The organism is Campylobacter curvus, from assembly GCF_013372125.1.
GTDB classification, from domain to species: Bacteria; Campylobacterota; Campylobacteria; order Campylobacterales; family Campylobacteraceae; genus Campylobacter_A; species Campylobacter_A curvus.
Window position 1 is genome coordinate 488,504 of the sequence record NZ_CP053826.1, and the last position, 17,564, is coordinate 506,067.

The window sequence follows — 17,564 nt, forward strand, 5'->3', positions numbered from 1 at the left end:
AGGAGAAGATATGAAAAAATTTTTAGTTTTATTAGCCTTACTGGCTGCTGTTTCAAACGCCGAGGAATTCTTTGAGCTAAGTATCGACGAAGCCCTAAAGTCGCCGCTTGCGAGCGAGTATATACTCCCTGATGTGAAGGTGGAATTTGGTAACGGCTACAAAGGAGACATCATAACAAACGCGGTAGCCAGCAGAAAAGAGCGCGGCGATGTCGGTGACAAAAAGCAAAAATGTGAAAGAGCCTTTCTTGATGCGGTCAATGCCTTTCAAAGGCGCGTCAAAAAGGAGCACGGCTCGAAGGTTGTAAATTTAGTGAGCTTTCTTTACGGTAAAGAATTTAGCTCCAAGACGCACTATCAATGCCTATATACGAACAAATTTACCGTCAGGCTAAAAGGAGATATCGCAAGATGAGGAAAATTTTGATATTCGCCGTATCGGCGATATTTTGCAGCACCCTAAGCGCGCGCGACGACGTGCTTTATTTTTCACTGGATTTTTTAAATTCTCCAAAGGCTAAAGAGGTGCTAAACCCTAATGTGAAACTAAGCTTCGGCTCGGGCGGCAAGGGTAAAATTTTAAAGCAAGGTCTAACGGCAAATAAAAAAACGAACGCATTCAACAAAAGCGATCAGGAGGCTTGCGAATGGGCGATGTTATCGGCCTTAAGGACCTTTCAAGACCGCGCGATACAAGAGGGCGGCAGTAAGGTCATAAACCTCACCGGATATTATAAAAAGCAGCCTTTTGACTCCAAGACGCAGTTTCAATGCGGCGCAGGAGCGCTGATGGCGGGTGTGACTTTAAAAGGCGATATAGCCAAGTGATACTTGATTTTAAAGTAGAATTTTTCGATGCCATCGCTTTTGGCGACGTGAGTGCCAAGCTTGCGGGGTATCAAAGGGATTTTGATCTTTCGCATATCCCGCCCCTTGAGAGGCGAAGGCTCAGTCGTGCGGCGAAATGTGCGTTTGACCTCATCAAGGGCTTTAAAAAGCTTGAGATGCCTATCGTCTTTAGCTCGTATGAGGGCGAGATGAACCGCTGTTTCGAGCTGCAAAGCACGCTGGCAAAAAACGAGCCGCTCTCGCCGACATCGTTCTCGCTGTCGGTGCATAACGCGATCTCGTCGCTACTTAGCATAAGTATGCAAAACAGATATGAAATTTCAGCGATATCAGCTTACGCGCCGCTTGAATACGCCCTTTTAGCGGCAAATTTAAGGCTTGACGAGGGCTTTGATAGGGTGCTAGTGCTCGCCTATCACGAAGCGATATCGCAGGAGTATTTCAACGAGCATTCCTCATCTTTCATGGCGGCGATGATAGTTTCTAAGCAGACATCAAAAGATAAGTGTCTTAGCCTGCGACAAATGCCAAAAGAGGGTGGAAGCGATGAAAATTTGCTTTTACGATTTTTGCAAAATTTCAGCTTTGAAAAAAAATGCTCGTTTAAAAGTAGCGACGAAAATTCTACCTGGCAGTGGGACTATGAACCTTAGACAAATTTTTAAGCAGTTCATCGCAGGCGCGTTATTCGTGCTGTTTGCGGTCATTTGCATGATCGGCAACATACTTTTCATACCCATCATCGTTTTTAGGCTAAACAGATTCAAAGCGGTCGAAAATTTTGCACGCGATAAGGTAGCGTCGGCGTGGAAATTTTTTATTAAGATGACAGAGGTGTTTGGGTATTTGGAGTATAAATTTGACCTTAAAGGCGAATTTAACGCTAAGTCGCAAATGATAATAGCAAATCACCCGTCCTTGCTCGATGTCGTATTTTTAGTGCCAAAATTTAGGCGCATAAACTGCATCGTAAAAGGAAGCCTGAGTAAAAATATATTTTTGTTTGCAGCGATCAGAGCTTGCAACTACATACCAAATACCCAAAACGACGAGCTTTTGCAAAAAAGCATCGAGGTGCTCAAAAGCGGAGAAAATTTACTGATCTTTCCCGAGGGCACCAGGACCAAAGATGAGATAATATTTCACAAAGCCGCGGCCTATATCGCCGTAAAAGGCGCTGAGAGCGTATCTTTACTGGCCATAAGGATGTCACCAAGGAGCCTGAAAAAGGATCAACCTTGGTACAAAACGCCAAGCGTAAGGATAAAATACGACTTTAAAGAGATATTTAGCCTTGATATGTCTAAATTTATGACGCATAAACCAGACCTCGTCAGAGCCAGACGGCTGCATGAGGATATTATAAAAATTTATAAGGAGGAATTTGATGAAAGAGCTGATTAACGAGGTAAAGGAGCTTATCATTGAAAGCCTGAATTTAGAGGATATGAAACCAAGCGACATCGATGAGAACGCACCGCTTTTCAACGAAGGGCTTGGTCTTGATAGTGTCGATGCGCTGGAGCTTGGCCTTGCGGTGCAAAAAAGATACGGCCTGGTGCTCGACTCCAAAACGGCAAATTTAAAAGAGATATTTCGCAGTGTCTCAAGCCTCGCGAAATATATATCTGAAAACAGGAAATAGCGATGACTCAAGAGGAGATTTTTGGAATTTTGAAAAAAGCTTTGGTCGAGCTTTTTGAGATGGACGAGAGTAAAATAAAGCCGCAGACTCTGATATATGAAGACCTGCAAATAGACAGCATCGACGCGATCGATCTGATAGATTATATCAAGCGACAGACCGGATACAGGCTGATGCCCGAAGATTTTAAAAACGTGAAAACGCTTGATGATATAGTCAAGGCCGTGGCAAAGAAATTTGAAGCTCAAGATAGCTAAATTTACCCTCACGCTAGTAAGCGTGATCTACCCGTTCGTGCTACTTTTTGCGAGCGAGCATAGCGGAGGAATTTTACTTTTGCTCGCCGTTTTGTGGGCCCTCAGGGGGTATTTTGAAAGCGGCGATATGAAGAGGGTTTGCTGGCTTGCCGCGGCTTTTTTCGTGCTTTGCGCTATTTTTAGAGGCGGTTTTTTGGCATTTTTGTATCCGTCTTTGGTTAGCCTTGCATTTTTGGTGTTTTTTGCAAATAGCCTCAAAGGCGAAGCCGTGATAACAAGGCTTGCGAGGCTAAAAGAGCCCGATCTGGACGAAAAAGGCGTGATCTATACGAGGAATTTGACCAAAATTTGGTGCGTGTTTTTTATATTTAACGCTGCGACCTCCTTTTTTTTGGCGCTCTTTGAGGATAAAATTTATTGGAGCGTTTATAGCGGTCTTGTTTCTTACTTGCTGATGGGAGCGCTTTTTGGCGGAGAAATTTTATACCGTAAATTTTTTATTTTAAGAGATGAGAAGTGAAATTTATCGAAAATTTAAAAGCATTTTGTTTTGAGGACGATAAGCGGGAGCTTTTTAGGCATTGTGAGGCGTTTGCCGGTCATATCAAGAGCCGCGGCATAAAAGAGCTTGAGATCTATCTAAACGATGCCTTTTGCTTTTATGCGGCATTTTTTGGCTCTTTGATGGCCGGTGCCGTACCGACCGTGCTTCAAAAGCCTATCTTTGATCCCCAAAAGATACATGTAAGGGATGAAAATTTCACCGATTTTTTAAATTTTGACGAGGATATCGCGCCAGAGCTTGATGAAAATGCGAAATTTTTCCTACAAACCTCAGGCTCCAGCGCTAAAAGCAAGATCATCGAAAAATCGCTCGATGAGATGATAAAAGAGAGCCTTTATCTGGCGGAAGAGCTTAAATTTAGCCCTGGCGAGGTGTTTTTCTCCAGCGTTTCGCATCAGCACATGTTCGGACTCACGTTCAAGGTCTTTTTGCCCCTTGTTTTGGGCGCGAAGGTCATCGCAAAGGAGCTAAACTATCCCGAGATCATACTCGATGTAGATCTTAAAGATCATATCTTTATAACAAGTCCCGTGCTGCTTCAAACCCTCGTGCAAAGCCCAAGAGCGGCAAATTTAAAACTGCTAAAAGGCATAGTTTGCGCTGGATCGGCGCTAAAAAATGAGCTTAGAGATGAGCTGGCCAAGCTTTGCGATGCCAGGACGATCGAGATTTACGGTAGCACGGAAACCGGCGTCATAGCTAAAAATTTGGGTGACGGGCTTAAAATTTTCAGCAAAGTGGACGCCGGGCTTGACGAGAGAGAGGCGCTAAACGTGCGCTCGCCTTGGTGCAAATTTTTTCAGACGAACGACTGGGCACGCATAGATGGCGACAGGCTCATTTTAAAAGGGCGCATGGATCGCATCATAAAGCTAAACGATAAGCGTGTGAGCCTAGAAAGCGTCGAAAGCAGGCTACTTGAAAGCGGTATTGTAAAGGACTGCTACTGCGGTATGCATCCAAATTTCAAGAGAGTCGCCGCACTTTTGGTGTTAAATGAAAAAGGGCTGGCTAAATTTAGAAGAAACGGCAAAAAGGGCGTCGTGAGCGAGCTTACGACCCTGCTTAGAAGCGAGTTTAAAAACAATATCAGATATTTTAGGATAGTAAGCGATCTGGGCAGGAACAAGCAAGGTAAATTTGAAAAAAGCCGTTTCGAGGGCTTGCTCTTTGACGATGCGAGCCTAAAATGGAGCGACGAGGGCAGCGACGGGCAAAAATATAAATTTAGCGCGGTGATGGACGTGGGGCTTAAAATTTTTACCGATCATTTTCCGAATTTACCGCTGCTGCCGGGGTTTATGCAGCTTGATTTTGTATTTCATCTAGCAAGCGTCGCGGGGCTAAATTTAAACGGCGCATCAAGGATAGAAAATCTAAAATTTACAAAATTCGTGCGTCCAAACGATAGGCTGAGCGTTTGGTTCGAGAAGAAAAACGAGAAGCTGTATTTTGAGATCTTTTGCAACGGCGAGAGATGCTCGCTTGGCAGGATAAGCTGCGAGTAGATGAATAAATTTGCATTTTTAGTGCCTTACTACAACCACCCGCAAAACATAAAAGAGCTCGTAGCCGCGCTAAAACTCCACGATATCCCGATAATTATCGTCGATGACGGCTCTGATGAGCCCAGCAAAACCGTGTTAAGAGAGCTTGATGGCATCTTGCTTTTGACGCGCCCAAACAACGACGGCAAGGGCGCGGCGATGAAAGATGGCTTTGAATTTGCACTTGAAAAGGGTTTTACGCATGCCTTTCAGATAGATGCCGATTTTCAGCATGATGTCGGTATGATCGAGCGGTTTTTGGAGGCTAGTCGAAATTTCCCGCAAAGTATCATCTGCTCAAACCCTATCTATGATGAAAATGCGCCAAGATCAAGGGTGTATGGCAGAAAGATCACGAATTTTTGGGTGCGGGTGAATGCGCTCACGACCAAGATGAAAGATACGATGTGCGGCTTTAGGATCTATCCGCTTGAGACGATAAAAGAGGCCGTGCAAAAGAGCAAAACGAACAGGATGGAATTTGACATGGAAATTTTGCTCAACGCTTCCAGACAGGGCGTGGATATGAGGTGGATAGATATCAAAGTGCGCTACGAAAAGGACGGTGTTTCGCACTTTAAAATGCTAAGAGACAACGCGCTAATAAGCCTCATGCACGCGAAATATTTTTTCAGCCTGCCAAAATTCATATTTTTGAAATTTTTCAAAGACAAGGACAAACTCTGGTGGCAAAAGGGCGAGAGGGCAAACGCCTTTTTCTTGGAGCTCACGCTGTTTTTGGTGCGCTATACGCCGACTTTCATCTTAAATTTCATCATAAAGATCGTCGTATTTTTCTACTATATCTTTTCAAAAAACGAGCGTGAGAACATCAAAAATTTCAGACTAAATTTAGAGCAGTTCTCGCAGCGGGAATTTGGCACTCAAGCGTTTGAGAATTTTTATGAATTTGGCGTAGCGATATGCGATAAATTTAGAGTCTGGCAGGATAAAATTCCAAAAGATGAGCTTGATAAGGTGAACGCAAAGCTCATAGACGACGAGCTAGTAGGAGCTAAAAAGGGACAGGTCATAATAACCAGCCATCTTGGAAACGCTGAAATTTGCAAAGCCATTTCCACTAATGTCGATGGGTTTAAAATGGTCGTGCTGGTCTATACGAAAGGTAGCGAAAATTTCTACGAGATAATGAATAAAATAAGCCTTGGTAAGATCCGCCTTTTAAACGTGAACGAGCTTGATGTATCGGCGATGCTGGAGCTTAAAAACATCGTAGATAGCGGCGTGCATATAGGGGTGATGGGTGATAGAGTGCCGATAAACGGTGATAAATTTATGAGCGTTCGATTCCTTGGCAAGGAGGCGAAATTTAACTACGGGCCTTATTTGCTGGCGGCTATCTTGGGTGTGAAAGTAAGCTCGCTTTGGTGCGAGAAGATAGACGGTAAATTTAGGATCGAGCTGATGCCTATCGCTGAAAATATCGCGCTCTCGCGAGATAGAGCCACAAGCGTTAGGCCCTATGTGCAAAAGTATGTCAAACAGCTGGAGGAGCACTGCTTAAAGGCGCCATCTCAATGGTTTAACTTTTTTGATTTTTGGAGATGAGATGAAAATTTCACATATAACGACGATAAAGGCGCAGTTTTTTGATGTAGACAGTATGGATGTCGTGTGGCACGGCAACTACGTAAAATATCTCGAAATAGCGCGCTGCGAGCTGCTAAGTAAGATCGGCTACGACTACAAAAAGATGAAAACGGACGGCTTTGCCTATCCTATCGTGAAGCTTGATGTGAAATATATAAAGCCGATATTTTTTGGCGACGAGATAGAAATACAAACCGTTTTGGTAGAATTTGAAAGCTTTTTAAAATTTCATTATATAATCAAAAACCGCAGCACGAAAGTAAAGCTCAGCGAGGCCAATACCTCGCAAGTGGCCGTCGATATGAGGACGATGCAAACTTGCTTTTTCTTACCCGAGGAGATAAAAAACGCTATAAAAAGGTATGAAAATGAGACGAATGATCCTGCTTGCTAGCCTTGCTATCGGCCTGTTAGCCGGCGATCTTGAGGAGCTTAGATCAAGCATCAAGACACAAAACGTAAAAGGAAATTTCACCCAGACTAAAATTTTAAGCGGATTTGATAAGCCCTTTAAAAGCTACGGAAGCTTTGCCCTAAAGGACGACGAGCTGCTTTGGGATACGAGTAGGCCCATCGTCTCTCACGTCGTGATAAACAAAGAGGGCATCTTTCAAAAAAACGGCAAAGACTTAGTCAAAACCAGTCAAAATTTCGACGAGGGGCTTTTTTTATCGATGGTAAAGCTTGATACGAACGAGCTAGAAAAAGAATTTGACATCAAATTTGAAGGCGATATAAAAAAGGGCTGGAGGATCGCCCTGGAGCCTAAAAATCTTTTACTCAAGCAAATTTTCACGCAGATTTCGATATTTGGCGATAAATTCGTAAGAAAGATCGAGCTTTACGAGGTGAGCGGAGACAAGACCATAAACGAGTTTGAGATCAAATGAAAAAACTAGCGGTCTTTACGGTATTTACACTTGCATTTGCGTTTGGTGTTTTTTACATCGTCGCTCATGCAAAAAACCTTGAGACCGATATATTTTCGCTTTTTAACTTTGAAAAAAACCAAAATGAGCGATACATCTTAAAATCGGCCCAAGACGAGCTTGCTAAAGAATTCGTAGTGCTCGTGAATTCTAAAAAGACGGCCTATAAGATCAAGGATATCGCTGATAAAAGCGGGCTTTTTGAAAAATTTTTCGTTAGCTTCGAGGCTGATGTGAAGGAGTATCAAGACGAGTTAAAACGCCTAAAGATCGCGCTTTTAGATAGGAAAATTTACGAGGGCATACTCGAAGGCAAAGATGAGTTTTTTCAAAAAAACGCGCGCAGTTTTTTTGATCAGTTCGCATTTAAGCCGCTAAAGCCCGGCGATGATTTTTTCGCATTTTCGAGCAATCTAAATTTAAAGCAAGGCAAGATCGCGCTAAATTTATCAGATCTAATGTTTGAAGTAAAGGACGCGAACGAGACGTTTTACGTCGCCAAAGGACGGCTAAAAAGTGGCTACAAGCCAAAGCAGCTCATAAAATTTTATGACGATCTTAACGCTTTAAAAAGCGGCGACGTCAAAATTTTAGTCAGCTCTGGGGCTTTATATGCGGCGTTTGGGCAGGCGCAAGGCGATAAAGAGAGCGTTTATATGAGCTCGATCTCACTTGCGCTGACGATCTTGCTTTTGCTGATGGCTTTTAGGAATTTAAACATTTTTTACATCGTTTTGATCGCGGCTTTTGGCTTTGTGTGCGGATTTGCAGCGTCTCTGGCCGTCTTTGAAAAGGTGCATATGACAGTCGTCGTCATAAGTACGAGCCTGGTCGGACTCATGTTTGATTACGTGCTACACTGGCTGGGTAAAAATCAAAACGTGAGCATCGAGGCTGCCAGCATAAGGTCGATGCGAAAGATATTTTTACTAGGGCTTTTCATCACGACGAGCGGATACGCGGTCTTTGCGTTCGCTCCGCTTGAGATGCTTGAGCAAATCGCGATTTTCTCGCTATTTACGCTATTTGGAGCGTTTTTATTCACGTATTTTTGCATGCCGCTTATCTTTGAGGGTAAGATTTTTACTCAAAGCGCTAAATTTCAAAGCTTTTTGCACCTGTTTTATGGACTTTGCCTAAAAATTTCGGCTAGGGTCGGAGTGAAATTTATCGCAGTCTCATTTGCCTTGCTACTTGGCTTTTTGCTGCTAAATTTATCAGACTTGACTACGGATGAGAACATAAAAGACTACTCTAGTTCGCCTAAATTTTTACTGCAAGATACCTATGAAATCTCAAAATCAACGGGCGCTAGCATCTCTAAAACGATGATAGTCGTCAAAAATAGTAGCGACATCATAGAGGGCGAAAAGAGGCTCATTAGCGAGCTTGAGAGGGCAAATTTGATCACGGGCTATTCGTCACTTTCAAAGATATTTTTAAGCAAACGCGAGCAAGAAAATCTAAAAGAGGCGTTTAAAAGAGCCCAAACGAACCCAAAGATAATTAAAATTTACACCGATCTTGGCTTTGACAAGGACGATCTAAATGCGGAATTTGAGAAAATTTCACAGGCAAAGACGCTTAAAGCTAGTGAAATTTTAAATTTAAAAGCGATGAGCGAATTCGGACGATTTTTGCTTGATGAAAATACCAGCTTGGTGTATGTCGATGGCTTCGTAAAAAACGCCAAAAGCGATGAAATTTTGGCTGCAAACGATGCTTTCGGAGCTGATTTTGCTAGCGCTTTGAATAAAAACCTATCCGACTCCAAAAAGATAGCCGCAGCCCTAAAGATCGTGGCTTTTGGTATAGCTTTCATCTTTTTGTGGCTGTTTTTCAGCTTTAAAGTTTCAGCGCTTATCATGAGTCTTGTTGGCCTTGGGGTGATGATGACGCTATCTTTGTTCGTTGTTTTTGGTATTCATATCAATATTTTCGCAGTTTTTGGGCTCATACTAGCTAGCGCGGTGGGGATTGATTATATGATATTTGCGCTAAACGACGAGCTAAATGCGAAAGAGCGTATCTTTGGCATCTTTATGGCCGCTATCACGAGCTTTGTGTCATTTTTCATGCTATTTTTTAGCACAACAAACGCTATCAGCGTTTTTGGACTTTCAGTGAGCCTAAACGTCGCTATCTACGCGCTCATCGCCAGCGTCTTGAGCGTGCACGGACTATGCGAAAAACAGCTCGCTCTTTAGTCTAAGCAAGCATGCAAATGCGCTTAAAACGCTTTGGGCTCGTATGTAGTTGCGATCTCCTTTTAAAAGCAGCCGCTCTATCACCACGCTCTTATCTTTACTCATAGCGCCTACAAAGACCGTTCCTACAGGCTTTTGCGCGCTACCACCCTCAGGCCCTGCGATGCCGCTTATGGCTAGTGAGAAGTCCGCATTTGACGAGCTTAGAGCGCCGCTAAGCATCGAGCGCACACATTGTTCGCTGACTGCGCCGTAGCTTTGTAAAATTTCATCGCTGACGCCCAGCCACTCGTGCTTTATCTCATTAGCGTAAGTCACCAGCGAGCCGTCAAACGCCGCCGATATCCCGCTAGATCTAGCGAATTTTGCAGCCGCGAGCCCCGCCGTGCAAGATTCGGCAAATGAAATTTTGAGCCCTTTGCTCATAAGCTTGCCGGCTATGAAGCCTATCACGTCTTTTTGGGCTATCATCTTTTGAGAAAACAGTGTTTTCACACCTTGTAAAAAGCCCTCGAGCTGGCCGAATTTATTGGCTTGCGCGCGGATCAGCACGATGCTTGAGATCAGCTCGCTTAGATTGATCTTTATCTCGTATGTCTTAGCGAGCGGCTCAAGTAAAATTTTCGCACTTTGCGCGTCTATATCAAAGAGGTTGAAGTAGCTGAAATTTTGCTCGCTTTCTATCAAAAATTCGCCCAATCTCTCGCAAGGATCGGCCTTTATCAAATTTACACGAGCATTGTTTAGCTTTATTAAAAAGCTGTCGTTTTTGTAGCTTAGTGCACTTTTTGGCACGAGCGTGTCGGCTACCTTGAGCTCAAGCGTATCTTCGCTCAAAGTGGCTAAAATTTTAGCCGCGGTGGCGAAAGATTCATCAGAGCCAAATATGCTTAAAATTTCAAATTCTTTCGATAAATTTTCTATGATAAAGGGCAGATCTTTGCTGCTTTTTGATGCGAAATTCACAACCCCCAGCTCACCAAAATGCTCCTCGTAGCTGTCAAAAATATAATTTAAAAGCTCTTTATTTATGCGTAGATCATCGCCGATTATCAGTATCGCCTCTTTCATCACATGCTCCTTTTTTGGCTTAATTATACTATTTTTCAGTGTGATTTAACCCTTGCTAGGCTAAAATTGACAAATTTTAATCATAAGGTTAAAGATGGACTACAAAGATACACTTTTACTCCCCGCGACAGATTTTCCTATGAGGGGCGACCTACCCAAAAACGAGCCGATAAGACTAAAATCATGGTACGAAGAACGTAAAATTTATGAAAAAATGAAAAGCAAACGAGCTGGAGCGGCTAAAAATTTCGCTATCCACGACGGACCGCCGTATGCGAACGGACACCTGCATATAGGCCATGCGCTAAATAAAATTTTAAAAGATATCATCACAAAAACGCACTATTTTTTCGGCGAGAATGTCCGCTACGTGCCGGGCTGGGACTGTCACGGCCTGCCTATCGAGCAGCAAGTCGAGGTCAAACTGGGCGATAAGAAAAAAGAGCTTTCAAAGACGCAAATAAGGGAGCTTTGCAGAGCTCATGCACGCGAATTCATCGACATCCAGCGCGAGGAGTTTAAGGCTCTTGGCATCATCGGCGACTTTGAAAATCCTTATATGACTATGAAATTCGAGTTTGAGGCCGACATCTACCGCTCGCTTTGCGAGATCGCCAAAAAGGGTCTTTTGATCGAGCGCAGTAAGCCGGTGTATTGGAGCTGGGCTGCCAAATCGGCTCTTGCCGAGGCCGAGGTCGAATACGAGGATAAGGAGGATTATTCGATCTATGTGGCGTTTGAGCTTGATAGCGACGCACTGGCAAAGCTTGGCGTCAAACGGGCCAAAGCCGTCATCTGGACCACAACGCCTTGGACCTTGCCGGCAAATCAAGCCATCAGCCTAAAGCCGGATGAAATTTACGTTTTGACAAGCGAAAATTTGATCTTTGCAAAGCCGTTACTAGAAAGCCTCGTGAATTTAGGCCTCACAAAGGGCGAAATTTTAAAAGAGTTCGTTTCAAACGAGCTTGAAAATACTCACGCGATCAACCCTCTAAACGATAGAAAATCGCGATTTTTACTAGGCGATCACGTGCTGATGGACGGCGGAACGGGGCTGGTACATACGGCTCCTGGTCACGGCGAGGACGACTATTATATTTGCCTAAGATACGGCTTTAAAGAGATATTGATGCCGGTTGATGACGGCGGGCTTTATGACGAGACGCTGAAGGCGCACTCGCTTTTAAGGGCCGATGTCGTAGATAGCTTTGTGGGTATGCATATTTTCAAGGCTAACGAGAAGATAATCGAGCTTTTGGGCGAAAATTTGCTCCATGTCTCGAAATTTACGCACTCGTATCCGTTTTGCTGGAGGACGCATAAGCCAGTCATCTACCGCGCGACAAAGCAGTGGTTCATAGCTATGGACGAGCCTAAGCTTGGCGGCAAAACGCTTCGCGAAGTAGCCCGCGGCGAGCTTGAAAACGTGAAATTTTACCCGTCTGTGGGTATAAAACGCATAGGTTCGATGATAGAAAACCGCCCGGACTGGTGTATATCTCGCCAGCGCGACTGGGGCGTACCGATAGCCTTTTTTAGGCGCAAGGACACCAAAGAGCCGATATTTGAGCCTAAAATTTTGGAACATATAGCTAAAATTTTCGAGCAAAAAGGGGCTGATGCTTGGTGGGATATGAGCGTAGAGGAGCTGCTCGCACCAAATTCTGGCTTTGAAGCTAAAAATTTAGAAAAAGTCATGGATATCCTGGACGTTTGGTTTGACTCGGGCTCGACCTGGCATGCCGTGCTAAATAGCAAAAACTATGACGCGGGAAGCTACCCGGCAGATATGTATTTGGAGGGCTCGGATCAGCACAGGGGCTGGTTTCAAAGCTCGCTTTTGGTGAGCACCGCGATAAAATCTCACGCACCATATAAAAATATCCTCACTCACGGCTTTACGGTCGATGAGAACGGACAAAAGATGAGTAAGAGCAAAGGAAACGTCGTAGCCCCACAAGATGTGGCTAAGAGCTACGGTGTCGAAATTTTGCGCCTTTGGGTCGGACTGAGCGATTATTCAAGCGATCTAAAGATCAGCGAAAACATCCTCAAACAAGTAAGCGAGCAATACCGAAAGATCAGGAATACTATAAGATTTTTACTCGCAAATGTAAACGATCTTGAGATGATCGGCACCGATTTTGGCTTTTTAGATCAGTGGATACTAGGCCGTGCAAAGCGTGTGTTTGACGAGGCTAGCAAGTGTTTTAGAGCTTATGACTTTTCAAAAGGCTTTAACCTACTTTTAAATTTCCTCTCGGCCGATCTAAGCGGGATTTACCTTGATATCTGCAAAGATAGGCTCTACTGCGACGCGAAAGATGCTCCTAGACGCAGGTCTGCACAAAGTGCGATGGCGATCATCACAAAAAGCCTCTTGCCATTGATCGCTCCGACGCTCACATACACGGTCGATGAGGTGATGGACTACGCCCCTATGATCATAAAAGGCGACGCGAAGGACGCGTTCGATCTTGTCTATGAGCCGATAAATTTCGACTTTGACGTCGAAGACGAGCTGCTTTTTGCCAGCCGCGAGAAGTTTTTCGAGCTCATCGACGCCCTTAAAAAGGACAAAAAGATAAAATCAACGCTCGAGCTGGTCCTCGAGACAACATCCGGTAAAATTTTAGACTACGATAGTGTAGAGAGAGCCGATATATACATGGTCAGCGACGTTCATAGATACAGTGGGAACGAGGGGCTAGGCGAGTTCGAGATAGATGGTGAGAAATTTAAGATCGTTTTGAGTGACGCCAGCAAATGCCCAAGATGCTGGAAATTTAACGCCATAATCGACGGCTCTACCTGCGAGAGATGCAGCGAGGTGCTAAATAGTGTTTGCTGAGCCTGCGCCATTTAGCGCGATCGTTTTGACCATAGCATTTATACTCGCACTTACTTTCGTGGGCGTGGTTCTCGTAAATAAATTCAAAGGATAAGGATAGTGATAACTCTAAAAGAGGCGTTGAAGCTTTCAAACGAAGAGATAAAAGACTTAAGAGCCCAGCTGGAAGCTAGGATCATCAAAGAGCGCGAGCTCGGCGCTTATGTCGAGCAACTGACGGGTCTGCCGCTCTCAAAGCTAGGCGAGGGCGTGCCTATCGCGATAAAGGACAACATCCAGGTCAAAGGCTGGAGCGTGACTAGCGGATCTAAAATTTTACAAGGCTACATAGCCCCTTATAACGCGACCGCGATAGAAAAGCTTTTAGCACGAAATTTAGCCGCCTTTGGCCGCACGAATATGGACGAATTCGCGATGGGGAGCACGACCGAGAGCTCGTTTTACGGACATACGCTAAATCCTCTAAACCACGCGCACGTGCCCGGTGGTAGCTCGGGCGGCTCGGCGGCTGCGGTGGCCGGTGGCATCGCCATAGCCGCACTTGGGAGCGATACGGGCGGCTCGATACGTCAGCCGGCGGCATTTTGCGGCTGCGTAGGGTTTAAGCCGACATACGGACGTGTCAGCAGATATGGGCTGGCGGCGTATTCAAGCAGTCTCGATCAGATCGGACCTATCGCTCAAAACGTCGAAGACGCCGCGATCCTTTACGACATCATCGCCGGCCACGACGAAAAGGACAGCACTAGCGCGGACGTAGCCCTTAGTAGCGTTGCCGACAAGATAAATGGCGAACGCAAACTAAACATCTGCGTCATCGAAAACTACGTGAATAACGCGAGCGAGGATACGAAAAAGGCCCTAAATTCAGCCATTGAGAAGCTTAAAAATTTCGGACACAAGATCGTTTATAAAAATTTAGAGGACTCAAAATACGACGTTGCAGCGTATTACATCATCGCAACGGCCGAAGCCAGCGCGAATCTAAGCCGCTACGACGGTGTCAGATACGGACGCAGAGCGGAGGCTAAAAATTTAAAAGAGCTATATGTGAATTCGCGCTCCGAGGGCTTTGGCGAAGAGGTCAAAAGACGGATCTTACTCGGCACTTTCGTGCTTAGTAGCGGGTATTACGATGCTTACTACATCAAGGCTCAAAAGGCCAGAGCGCACATAAAGGCGCAGTATGAGAAAATTTTAGACGAAGCCGATCTCATCTTTATGCCGGTCAGCCCGACTACCGCGCCGAAATTTAGCTCGATGAGCGATCCGCTTCAAGCATATCTTAGCGATATTTACACGATCAGCGTAAATTTAGCGGGACTTCCTGCTATCTCGGTGCCGATCGCAAAAGACGGGCAAAATTTAAACATCAGCGCACAGCTAATCGCTAAGGCGTGGGACGAGCAGACATTGATCGATGGTGCTAAAAGCTTGGAAAATTTGATAAAAGGATGAAGATGAAGATAGTTAAAAGAGCTCTTACTTTTGAAGACGTGTTGCTTATGCCTCAATACTCCGAAATTTTGCCAAAGCAAGTCGATATAAAGACGAAATTTAGCAAGAACGTAGAGCTGAATATCCCGATCGTCTCGGCCGCGATGGACACCGTTACCGAGCATAGGGCCGCTATCATGATGGCTCGTCTTGGCGGTATCGGCGTCATCCATAAAAATATGGACATCGAGTCGCAGGCAAAAGAGGTCAGACGCGTGAAAAAGAGCGAAAGCGGCGTCATAATAGACCCTATCTTTATCAAGCCAGAAGCCAGCGTCGGCGAGGCCTTGAGCCTGATGTCAGACCTGCATATTTCAGGCGTTCCTGTAGTCGATGAGGAGCACAAGCTCATAGGGATTTTGACAAACCGCGACCTACGCTTTGAGACCGATAAGAGCGTGCTTGTAAAAGATCGTATGACGAAAGCTCCGCTGATCACCGCACCAAAAGGCTGCACGCTTGACGATGCGGAGAAAATTTTCAGTCAAAATCGCGTCGAAAAGCTGCCGATCGTCGATGAGAACGGCAAGCTTGACGGACTCATCACTATAAAAGATCTAAAAAAACGTAAAGAGTATCCAAACGCGAATAAAGACAGCTACGGCAGGCTACGCGTGGCTGCGGCCGTGGGCGTAGGTCAGCTTGACCGCGTCAAAGCGCTCGTAGAAGCGGGTGCGGACGTCATAGTCATGGACTCTGCACACGGACATTCAAAGGGCATAATCGACACCCTAAAAGAGATAAAATCAAAATTTAACATCGATGTCGTGGTGGGGAACATCGCAAATCCGGCTGCCGTAAAAGACCTGGCTGACGCCGGAGCCGACGGCATAAAGGTAGGCATAGGGCCGGGCTCTATCTGCACTACTCGTATCGTAGCGGGCGTGGGCGTGCCTCAGATCTCGGCGATCGATGACTGCTCGAGCGAAGCGGCTAAATTTGGCATACCGGTGACTGCTGACGGCGGACTAAAATACTCGGGCGATATCGCTAAAGCCCTAGCTGCTGGCGCTAGCTGCGTGATGGCGGGAAGCTTGCTGGCCGGCTGCGAAGAAAGCCCTGGCGAGGTCATCACCTTTCAAGGACGCCAGTACAAGGTGTATCGCGGCATGGGCTCTATCGGTGCGATGACACGCGGTAGCTCGGATCGCTATTTTCAGGAGGGTACGGCACAAGACAAGCTCGTTCCTGAAGGTATCGAAGGACGAGTGCCTTATGTAGGCAGCATAAAAGATGTCATACATCAGCTAACGGGCGGTCTTAGAAGCGCGATGGGATATGTCGGAGCAAAAGACATAAAAGCGCTTCAAGAAAGAGCTGAATTCGTAGAGATAACAAGCGCCGGACTAAAAGAGAGCCATGTCCATGATGTAGTCATCACGCACGAGGCACCAAACTATAAAGTCAATTAGTGCTGAATTTAAAGACCCAAAAATGTAAATTTGACGAACCGCTCTATCTCGAGAGCGGTCGTATACTCCTAGAATACGAGCTCGTTTACGAGACCTACGGCACGCTAAATGCCAAAAAAGACAACGTCATCGTGGTCTGTCACGCACTTACCGGCTCGCATCATGCAGCCGGGATATATCAAAACGATAGCAAAGCCGGCTGGTGGGACGGCCTCATCGGTAGCGGCAAAGGCATAGATACCGACAAATACTTCGTCATCTGCGTAAGCATTTTAGGCTCATGCTACGGCTCTACTTCGCCACTTAGCATCGATAAAAGCAGCGGTAAGCAGTATCGCTTGAAATTTCCCGTGCTTACGATAAGTGACGTCGTAAAGGCGCAAATGAGGCTGTTTAAGCAGCTTGGCATAAACAAGGCCAGAGCGCTCATCGGAGGCAGTCTGGGCGGCATGCAAGCACTTTGCTTCGCGATAGAATTCGCCGAGTTTGCCGAGCGCGTGATAATGCTTGCTAGCACCTATCAAACGCAGGCCTGGGCGATAGCGTTTAATAAAATAGGCATCGAGGCGATCTTAAAAGATCCGCAGTTTAAAAACGGGCAATACGACGAAAACGATATAAAACAAAACGGCTTGAACGGGCTAGCCTATGGGCGCATGGCGGGGCATATCAGCTTTTTGAGCCCAAAGAGCATGGACGTGAAATTCGGGCGAAATTTCGTCCAGACAGACGGACTTTACGAGCTTTTAGGGCGTTTTGAGGTGGATAGATATATGGAGTATAACGGATACAACTTCCCAAAGCGCTTCGATCCGCTAAGCTACCTATATATCGTAAAAATGATGAATATCTTTGACTGCACGAGGCATTATGACAGCCTAAAAGACGCGCTCGCACCGATCAAAGCCAGACTAAGCCTAATAAGCTTCAAAGGCGATCTGCTCTTTCCGCCAAGCTGTATGCGTGAAATTTACGATACGTTTTGCGATATGGGACGCAAAGAGCAGGCCGAATACATCGAGATCGACAGCGATTACGGGCACGACGCGTTTTTAGTCGAGATAGAAAAATTTGAAATGTATGTCAAAAGGGCGATCGAGCGCGAGATAAAGGAGTGAAA

The 17,564-nt window shown here is 45.4% G+C and carries 17 protein-coding genes; 16 read left to right on the forward strand and 1 reads right to left on the reverse strand.

What is annotated here, in order from left to right; genetic code table 11:
- The first annotated feature begins 10 nt into the window (after positions 1–10).
- Genes CCVT_RS02325 through CCVT_RS02380 form a run of 12 tightly spaced genes read left to right on the forward strand, consistent with a single transcriptional unit; the run spans position 11 to position 9,610 of the window.
- Positions 11–415: a hypothetical protein gene (locus CCVT_RS02325; protein WP_018136923.1), complete on the forward strand. Its 405-nt coding sequence runs from the start codon at positions 11–13 to the stop codon at positions 413–415.
- Positions 412–828 (forward strand): hypothetical protein, encoded by a 417-nt coding sequence (locus CCVT_RS02330; protein WP_018136922.1) that lies wholly within the window; start codon positions 412–414, stop codon positions 826–828. Before CCVT_RS02325 ends, CCVT_RS02330 begins: the two co-directional genes overlap by 4 nt.
- Complete coding sequence (locus CCVT_RS02335) at positions 825–1,502, forward strand: beta-ketoacyl synthase chain length factor (protein ID WP_018136921.1); 678 nt, start codon at positions 825–827, stop codon at positions 1,500–1,502. Before CCVT_RS02330 ends, CCVT_RS02335 begins: the two co-directional genes overlap by 4 nt.
- On the forward strand, positions 1,492–2,253 hold the full coding sequence (locus tag CCVT_RS02340) for a 1-acyl-sn-glycerol-3-phosphate acyltransferase (protein ID WP_018136920.1): 762 nt from the start codon (positions 1,492–1,494) through the stop codon (positions 2,251–2,253). The genes CCVT_RS02335 and CCVT_RS02340 overlap by 11 nt, the downstream gene beginning before the upstream one ends.
- Complete coding sequence (locus CCVT_RS02345) at positions 2,237–2,494, forward strand: phosphopantetheine-binding protein (protein WP_009650289.1); 258 nt, start codon at positions 2,237–2,239, stop codon at positions 2,492–2,494. Before CCVT_RS02340 ends, CCVT_RS02345 begins: the two co-directional genes overlap by 17 nt.
- Before the next feature lie 2 nt (positions 2,495–2,496).
- On the forward strand, positions 2,497–2,751 hold the full coding sequence (locus CCVT_RS02350) for an acyl carrier protein (RefSeq protein WP_011991953.1): 255 nt from the start codon (positions 2,497–2,499) through the stop codon (positions 2,749–2,751).
- Complete coding sequence (locus CCVT_RS02355) at positions 2,732–3,271, forward strand: COG4648 family protein (protein ID WP_018136919.1); 540 nt, start codon at positions 2,732–2,734, stop codon at positions 3,269–3,271. Before CCVT_RS02350 ends, CCVT_RS02355 begins: the two co-directional genes overlap by 20 nt.
- Positions 3,268–4,824 carry an AMP-binding protein gene (locus CCVT_RS02360; RefSeq protein ID WP_018136918.1) on the forward strand — a complete coding sequence of 519 codons (1,557 nt, stop codon included), beginning with the start codon at positions 3,268–3,270 and terminating at the stop codon, positions 4,822–4,824. The genes CCVT_RS02355 and CCVT_RS02360 overlap by 4 nt, the downstream gene beginning before the upstream one ends.
- Entirely contained in the window at positions 4,825–6,432 is a 1,608-nt protein-coding gene (locus CCVT_RS02365) for a glycosyltransferase family 2 protein (protein WP_018136917.1), read from the forward strand.
- A 1-nt stretch (position 6,433) separates the two neighbouring features.
- Positions 6,434–6,868, forward strand: a complete 435-nt coding sequence (locus CCVT_RS02370) for an acyl-CoA thioesterase (protein WP_026175514.1) — start codon at positions 6,434–6,436, stop codon at positions 6,866–6,868.
- Positions 6,843–7,364, forward strand: a complete 522-nt coding sequence (locus CCVT_RS02375) for a LolA family protein (protein ID WP_018136915.1) — start codon at positions 6,843–6,845, stop codon at positions 7,362–7,364. Before CCVT_RS02370 ends, CCVT_RS02375 begins: the two co-directional genes overlap by 26 nt.
- On the forward strand, positions 7,361–9,610 hold the full coding sequence (locus CCVT_RS02380) for an MMPL family transporter (protein WP_018136914.1): 2,250 nt from the start codon (positions 7,361–7,363) through the stop codon (positions 9,608–9,610). Before CCVT_RS02375 ends, CCVT_RS02380 begins: the two co-directional genes overlap by 4 nt.
- On the opposite strand, the gene CCVT_RS02385 is transcribed toward CCVT_RS02380, so the two are convergent.
- Positions 9,584–10,681 (reverse strand): CinA family protein, encoded by a 1,098-nt coding sequence (locus tag CCVT_RS02385; RefSeq protein WP_018136913.1) that lies wholly within the window; start codon positions 10,679–10,681, stop codon positions 9,584–9,586. The genes CCVT_RS02380 and CCVT_RS02385 overlap by 27 nt on opposite strands.
- Before the next feature lie 94 nt (positions 10,682–10,775).
- Between CCVT_RS02385 and ileS the strand changes: the two genes are divergently transcribed.
- The 4 genes from ileS (at position 10,776) to metX (ending at position 17,562) form a co-directional block, all read left to right on the forward strand.
- On the forward strand, positions 10,776–13,535 hold the full coding sequence (gene ileS, locus CCVT_RS02390) for an isoleucine--tRNA ligase (RefSeq protein ID WP_018136912.1): 2,760 nt from the start codon (positions 10,776–10,778) through the stop codon (positions 13,533–13,535).
- Between the two features lie 99 nt (positions 13,536–13,634).
- The gene (gene gatA, locus CCVT_RS02395; RefSeq protein ID WP_018136910.1) at positions 13,635–14,993 is read left to right on the forward strand and encodes an Asp-tRNA(Asn)/Glu-tRNA(Gln) amidotransferase subunit GatA; all 1,359 of its coding nucleotides are present in this window, start codon (positions 13,635–13,637) and stop codon (positions 14,991–14,993) included.
- A 2-nt stretch (positions 14,994–14,995) separates the two neighbouring features.
- Positions 14,996–16,444 carry an IMP dehydrogenase gene (gene guaB, locus CCVT_RS02400; RefSeq protein WP_018136909.1) on the forward strand — a complete coding sequence of 483 codons (1,449 nt, stop codon included), beginning with the start codon at positions 14,996–14,998 and terminating at the stop codon, positions 16,442–16,444.
- A complete protein-coding gene (metX, locus tag CCVT_RS02405; RefSeq protein ID WP_018136908.1) occupies positions 16,444–17,562 on the forward strand; it encodes a homoserine O-acetyltransferase MetX in 1,119 nt (372 codons plus the stop codon). Before guaB ends, metX begins: the two co-directional genes overlap by 1 nt.
- Positions 17,563–17,564: the final 2 nt, after the last annotated feature.

Bases quoted from the DNA above. Each gene is read 5' to 3' on its own strand.
- guaB (WP_018136909.1), top strand. From the start codon at position 14,996: ATGAAGATAGTTAAAAGAGCTCTTACTTTTGAAGACGTGTTGCTTATG.
- CCVT_RS02325 (WP_018136923.1), top strand. From the start codon at position 11: ATGAAAAAATTTTTAGTTTTATTAGCCTTACTGGCTGCTGTTTCAAAC.
- CCVT_RS02385 (WP_018136913.1), bottom strand. From the start codon at position 10,681: ATGAAAGAGGCGATACTGATAATCGGCGATGATCTACGCATAAATAAA.
- ileS (WP_018136912.1), top strand. From the start codon at position 10,776: ATGGACTACAAAGATACACTTTTACTCCCCGCGACAGATTTTCCTATG.
- CCVT_RS02350 (WP_011991953.1), top strand. From the start codon at position 2,497: ATGACTCAAGAGGAGATTTTTGGAATTTTGAAAAAAGCTTTGGTCGAG.
- CCVT_RS02330 (WP_018136922.1), top strand. From the start codon at position 412: ATGAGGAAAATTTTGATATTCGCCGTATCGGCGATATTTTGCAGCACC.
- CCVT_RS02375 (WP_018136915.1), top strand. From the start codon at position 6,843: ATGAGACGAATGATCCTGCTTGCTAGCCTTGCTATCGGCCTGTTAGCC.
- CCVT_RS02365 (WP_018136917.1), top strand. From the start codon at position 4,825: ATGAATAAATTTGCATTTTTAGTGCCTTACTACAACCACCCGCAAAAC.
- CCVT_RS02345 (WP_009650289.1), top strand. From the start codon at position 2,237: ATGAAAGAGCTGATTAACGAGGTAAAGGAGCTTATCATTGAAAGCCTG.
- CCVT_RS02340 (WP_018136920.1), top strand. From the start codon at position 1,492: ATGAACCTTAGACAAATTTTTAAGCAGTTCATCGCAGGCGCGTTATTC.
- CCVT_RS02380 (WP_018136914.1), top strand. From the start codon at position 7,361: ATGAAAAAACTAGCGGTCTTTACGGTATTTACACTTGCATTTGCGTTT.
- CCVT_RS02370 (WP_026175514.1), top strand. From the start codon at position 6,434: ATGAAAATTTCACATATAACGACGATAAAGGCGCAGTTTTTTGATGTA.